Raw genomic sequence first — 5886 nt, forward strand, 5'->3', positions numbered from 1 at the left:
TCTCCCCTACCCTAGCTTTCTTAGGACTCCGTCCCGCTGGCGCGATCAGCCGTATCCTTCCGCTGCGCTGAGCCGGATCCCGCTCTCGGCAAACCCGTGGCATTATCAGGGCAAGGGGTTTTCGGGGGCAAGCGTGACCCAACTGTTGCAACTTTTCATCTACGGCCTTGTCTTGGGCAGCATCTACGCCCTGGGAGCAATTGGGGTGTCGCTGACCTTTGGCATTTTGCGCTTTGCCAACTTTGCCCACGGGGATCTGATGACCCTGGGGGCCTACTTCGGCCTGACATTTGTTGGGTTGGGTTGGCCAATTGGGGTCAGCCTGATCCCGGCAGCTTTGGCCACGGTACTTTGTGCAGTTGGGATCGACCAGCTCATCTATCGCCGCCTGCGCCGGGAGGCCCCGGTGATCTTGCTCATTTCTTCTTTTGGCACCGCCCTGATTCTGCGCAGCCTGGTGCAGATCATCTGGGGGCCCAACAATCAGGTGTACCGCAGCGGGATCCAGTTGCCGTGGCGGCTTGGGGAGCTGCGCATTAAGCCCGATTGGGCGGTAATCCTGGCGGGAACAGCCCTGTTGGTGGTGGCACTGCATCTCTTCTTACAACGCACGCGGGTGGGCAAAGCGATGCGGGCCATGGCCGACAATTTTGAGCTGGCCAAGATTACCGGCATTGATACAGAGCGGATCGTCCTCTGGACTTGGGCCATCGGCGCAGCCTTGGCCTGTGCAGCAGGTGTGTTCCTGGGTATGGATACCCGGCTGCACCCCACCATGGGCTGGCGGCTATTGTTGCCCATTTTTGCAGCGGCCATTCTCGGCGGCATCGGTCGCCCTTACGGGGCCATTGCCGGAGGAGTGGTGATCGGCCTGGCGGAAGAATTCTCGACCTTGGTGATCAACCCGGCCTATAAAACCGGGGTGGCCTTCGCCATTTTGGTACTGCTGCTGATCTTCCGACCCACGGGATTGCTGGGATCCCCGGGTGGGGGGGATGTCTGATGTTGAGCTACGGCATTTTCTTTCTGGTTTTGGTGGGGATCTACGGCGTGCTGGTGCTGGGCCTCAATATCCAGTGGGGCTACGCCGGCATGTTCAACATCGGGGTGGGAGCTTTTTTTGCCATGGGAGCCTATGCCAGCGCCATTGTAACCACACCCCCAAGCGCCGAGCATTTGGGCGGCTTCAATCTGCCCTTTTGGGTGGGTTTTGCCATAGCTGTGGCTGTCGCCGGGGCGATTGCCTTTTTGATCGGGTTGATTACCCTGAAGCTGCGTTCCGACTACTTGGCCATCGCCACCATCGGCATTGCTGAGATCATCAGCCAAATCCTGAGAAATGAGGGCTGGCTCACCAACGGTGTGCGGGGAATTACCCGCATTCCGCGACCCTTTCGCGGCTGGATCCCAGGTCAGGATACTCTTCTCTACTTGGGCTTGGTGCTGTTGATCTTGGCGGCGGTCTACTGGGCCACGGAGCGGGCCTATCGCTCCCCTTGGGGGCGGGTGTTGCGGGCCATTCGCGAGGATGAACCGGCAACCCTGGCCGCCGGCAAAGATGTGCTCCAGTTTCGCCTGCAAGCGTTTGTGCTGGGATCCATGCTCATGGGGTTGGCGGGGGCCCTCTACGCCCATTTTGTCAATTTCATCAGCCCAGAAGCCTTTCAACCGGAGTTTGCCACCTTTATCGTTTGGGTAATGCTGATCGCGGGGGGCAGTGGCAACAATCGCGGCGCCTTGCTGGGAGCGCTGGTAATTTGGGGGGTGTGGTCGGGCAGCGAGTGGCTCACCAACCGTTTGCCGCCCCAGTGGGCCACCCGGGCTGGCCCTTTGCGCATTTTGTTGATCGGGATCCTGCTCCAGGTCATTCTTCTGACGCGCTCTCAAGGATTGTTGCCTGAACGTCCGCCCAAGCCCGTCTTGGGCACTTCTCCTTCGCCTAAGCAGAACCCCGCAGGATAGGATTGGGTCGGCTCCAGCTGTTGTTGACGTGTTTGAGATAACCCAGCCCTCTGTCGTCATGACTCCGCGTCCCAAGGAAACTGACCCTTCCTGGCCACCCTGCAACCCCGACACGACGGGCTGCCCCCCTGATGCCGGACAACCAGGGATCCGGACTACACCCATCCAAGAGGGCTATGCTCTGCCGGAGCAGTATTTCAACCGGGAGCTGAGCTGGATTGAATTCAATGCCCGGGTTTTGCACGAGGCCCTGGATGAGCGCACACCTCTGCTGGAGCGGCTGAAGTTTCTGGCCATCTTTGAGAGCAACCTGGACGAATTTTTCATGGTGCGGGTGGCGGTGATCCGTCGTCAGTTGGAAACGGGCGTGTTGGTGCTAACCCCGGATGGCCTTACACCGCAGCAGCAGTTGCAGCAGATCTCGAGCCACCTGCGCCCCCTGATTCGAAAATTGCACACTTGCTTCCGGCAGGAACTGGTGCCCAAGCTGGCGGAACAGGGCATTCACATCCGCGATTTTTCCGAGCTGGCCGAGTCGGAACGGCAGGAGCTGCGGGACTACTTTGAGAGGCGTTTGTTTCCAGTGCTCACCCCCTTGGCGGTGGATCCAGGCCATCCTTTTCCCTACATCTCCAACCTCAGCCTCAGCTTGGCGGTGGTGGTGCGGGATCCAGAGACTGGCAAGGAGCATTTTGCTCGCGTGAAGGTGCCCAACACCTTGCCCCGCTTTGTGCCGCTGCGGGATGGGGTGAGCTTTGTGCCGCTGGATCAGGTGATTGCCCACCATCTGGAAGCGCTGTTTGTCGGCATGCAGGTGCTGGAGTACTACCCCTTCCGCATCACCCGGGATGCCGATCTGGAAATCCAAGAGGACGAGGCCGACGATCTGCTGGCTGCCATTCAAGAAGAGCTGCGCAAGCGCCGCTTCGGCTCAGTGGTGCGCATGGAGATTGCCAGCCAAACTCCGGCAGCCATCCGACAACGGCTCAGCGAAGAGATGCGCCTCAACAGTGACTCGGTGTACGAAGTGGATGGCCTCTTGAGTATGGGGGGGGTGATGGCGTTTCTCAGCCTGAATCGGCCCGATTTGAAGGATCCCCCTTGGGGGCCGGTCACCCCGCCCCGCCTGCGCACTGCCTCGGTCAGCGATGAGCCGGTGGATATCTTTGCCGTCATCCGGGAAGGGGATCTGTTGGTGCATCACCCCTACGATTCTTTTGCCGCCAGCGTGGAGCGGTTTCTGGAGGAGGCCGCCAACGATCCGCAGGTGCTCACCATTAAGCAAACCCTCTACCGCACCTCCGGCGACTCGACGGTGGTGAAATCCCTCATTCAGGCCGCCGAAAACGGCAAGCAGGTGGCCGCTCTGGTGGAGCTCAAAGCCCGTTTCGACGAAGAAAACAACATCCTCTGGGCCAAAAAGCTGGAGAAAGCCGGGGTACACGTGGCCTACGGCCTGCCGGGGCTGAAGATCCACTGCAAGCTGGCTTTGGTGGTGCGGGAAGAGGAGGGATCCCTGCGCCGCTACGTCCACATCGGTACCGGCAACTACAACCCCAAAACCGCCCGTATCTATACCGACCTAGGGCTGTTCACTTGCGATGAGACCCTCTGCAACGATGTTACGGAATTGTTCAACCTACTGACGGGCTACTCACGGCAACGGCAATTCCGCAAGCTCTTGGTGGCCCCCAGAACCCTACGCCAAGGCATGGAAGCCCTGATCCGCCGCGAGATGCGCCATGCCCAAGCGGGGGGCCAGGGGCGTATCATCGTCAAGATCAACTCTCTCACCGACCCGGAAATGATCCGGCTGCTCTACGAGGCCAGCCAAGCCGGGGTGGAGATCGACCTCATTGTGCGCGGCATGTGCTGCCTCAAGCCCGGGATCCCCGGCCTAAGCGAACGCATCCGCGTGATCAGCATCATCGGGCGCTTCCTGGAGCACTCCCGCATCTTCTACTTCTACAATGGCGGCCAGGAAGAGTACTTCATCGGCAGTGCCGACTACATGACCCGCAACCTGGATCGGCGCGTTGAGGTGGTTACCCCTGTGGAGGATCCCGCGTTGCAGCGGGAGCTCAAGGCGATCTTGGACATCTGCCTGACGGACAACCGGCAAGCCTGGGAGTTGCGCCCTGATGGCACCTACGTGCAGCGGCAACCCAAGCCAGGAGAGCCTGTGCGCTCCACCCACCAACGCCTGATGGAGCGGGCCGCCAGCCGCATTTAGCAGGATGACTCTCACTGCTAACCTCTCTCAGAGGGAGAGAGGAGCAGCCTCGCCGCTATCGGGAATGGCCACCAAAGCTCAGGATCCGGTGGTCTTGGCGGCCTCGGCCTCTTCCTCGCCCAGCGCAATTACCCGTTCCGTGGCCTGCAACGAAGACTGCAAGCTCTCCAACTTTTCCCGGCTGGCGCGGTTCAGCCACGACTCGATTGCATTCACCAAGAGCTGATCCACAGAGAACCAGCCGCCCCCATTCACCGCAAAGGCCAGGAAGATCGCTGCGTAAATGGCGGATAGCTCCAAGTAGGGAACGCTGAAGCCGGCCACCTTAATGTGATGGAACATGGCCACCGCCATCGTGGCGAACAAGCCCAGTGCTGCCCCTCGGGTCAACAAACCCAACGCCACCATCGGAGCTGCGATCAGCTCGGTATAGGCAGCCACATAAGCGAAGAAGATCGGGAAGGGCAACCCGATCACTTCTACATAAGCCGTCGCAAACCCTTCGATATCTGCCAGCTTGTCAAGGCCGTTGTGAATCATGAATAGCCCTGCCACCACCCGCAAAACGGTCCACGCCACTTGAGACCAGCGCGGAGTTACGCTGTCGTGACGCAAAGCTGAGGCGAGTAGCACGGGAAACTGCTGAGAGGGTGCCATAGGATAAAACCTGCGATGCAAAGATGAGCAAAGATTCTAACTCATTGTAACGATTCTAAATTTCTGTAACAAGATGGGGTTCAGGTCCCCAGTGGTCAAGGGATCCCATGCAAAAACAGGGATCCCATGCAAAAACAAGGCCTCCGGTCCGCTTCCGCGAAAGGCCTCCGGCCCGCTTTCGCGAAAGGCCTCCGGCCCGCTTTCGCGACCGGTCGGGTGGGTTTCCGGCGAGCTTTCACCGCAGGCGATTGCGCCACACTATCTCTGCTCTTGGCCTGGGACTTTTCCGGCCTTGCTGAGACCTGTCAACCTCTGTAAATGGATCCCTCATAATGGGTTCATTTGCTGCCTGTGTCGATATGGTTGCCGAATCTGTCCTCGCCTCTGATGTCAGCTCCGCCAAATCCCAAGCCGGGAGAGAGGAGGGATCCCCGCCTGCCATTCGTTTGCGGAGGGTCAGCCGCAACTTTTCCGGGATCCAAGCGGTGGACGGGGTGGATTTGGAGGTGCAGCAGGGGGAGTTTTTTACGTTGTTGGGGCCGTCGGGTTCGGGCAAAACCACCTGTTTGCGGATGATCGCGGGCTTTGAGCGTCCGGATGAGGGGCAGATCAAATTGAACGGCCAGAATGTTTTGGGTCTGCCGCCCTACCGACGGCCTGTGAACACGGTGTTTCAGGACTATGCTCTCTTCCCCCACATGACGGTGGCGGAGAACGTTGGCTACGGCTTGATGATCCGCGGCATACCGCCGAAGGAGCGCCAAAAGCGAGTGCAAGAGGCGCTGGAGCTGGTACAACTGCCCGATCTGGGATCCCGTAAACCCAGCCAACTTTCAGGGGGGCAACGGCAACGGGTGGCCTTGGCGCGGGCTTTGGTTGGCCGACCGCAGGTGCTCTTGCTGGATGAACCTTTGGGGGCGCTGGATTTGAAGTTGCGCCAACAGATGCAGTTTGAACTCAAGGCCCTACAACACCGCCTTGGTCTCACCTTTTTGTACGTCACCCACGACCAAGAAGAGGCCGTAAACTACCCG

The 5886-nt window shown here is 59.6% G+C and carries 5 protein-coding genes; 4 read left to right on the top strand and 1 reads right to left on the bottom strand.

Annotated elements, in window-relative coordinates; genetic code table 11:
* Positions 1 to 133 precede the first annotated feature (133 nt).
* From NW829_RS05205 to ppk1, 3 genes are read left to right on the top strand one after another with little or no spacing between them, the layout of a single operon-like run.
* Positions 134 to 1003 carry a branched-chain amino acid ABC transporter permease gene (locus NW829_RS05205; RefSeq protein WP_414416589.1) on the top strand — a complete coding sequence of 290 codons (870 nt, stop codon included), beginning with the start codon at positions 134 to 136 and terminating at the stop codon, positions 1001 to 1003.
* Positions 1003 to 1962 carry a branched-chain amino acid ABC transporter permease gene (locus NW829_RS05210; protein ID WP_414416590.1) on the top strand — a complete coding sequence of 320 codons (960 nt, stop codon included), beginning with the start codon at positions 1003 to 1005 and terminating at the stop codon, positions 1960 to 1962. The genes NW829_RS05205 and NW829_RS05210 overlap by 1 nt, the downstream gene beginning before the upstream one ends.
* 58 nt (positions 1963 to 2020) lie before the next feature.
* A complete protein-coding gene (ppk1, locus tag NW829_RS05215; RefSeq protein WP_414407338.1) occupies positions 2021 to 4195 on the top strand; it encodes a polyphosphate kinase 1 in 2175 nt (724 codons plus the stop codon).
* A 78-nt stretch (positions 4196 to 4273) separates the two neighbouring features.
* Here the strand turns inward: ppk1 and NW829_RS05220 are convergent, their stop codons facing one another.
* On the bottom strand, positions 4274 to 4828 hold the full coding sequence (locus NW829_RS05220; protein WP_041437454.1) for a DoxX family protein: 555 nt from the start codon (positions 4826 to 4828) through the stop codon (positions 4274 to 4276).
* Between the two features lie 356 nt (positions 4829 to 5184).
* Between NW829_RS05220 and NW829_RS05225 the strand changes: the two genes are divergently transcribed.
* On the top strand, positions 5185 to 5886 hold a 702-nt coding region (locus NW829_RS05225; protein ID WP_414416591.1), incomplete at its 3' end, for an ABC transporter ATP-binding protein.

The organism is Synechococcus sp. R55.8 (genome assembly GCF_047461895.1).
GTDB lineage: Bacteria > Cyanobacteriota > Cyanobacteriia > Thermostichales > Thermostichaceae > Thermostichus.

What these genes read in the sequence shown, in the direction of transcription:
- ppk1 (WP_414407338.1), top strand. Translation starts at nt 2,021, where the DNA reads ATGACTCCGCGTCCCAAGGAAACTGACCCTTCCTGGCCACCCTGCAAC.
- NW829_RS05210 (WP_414416590.1), top strand. Translation starts at nt 1,003, where the DNA reads ATGTTGAGCTACGGCATTTTCTTTCTGGTTTTGGTGGGGATCTACGGC.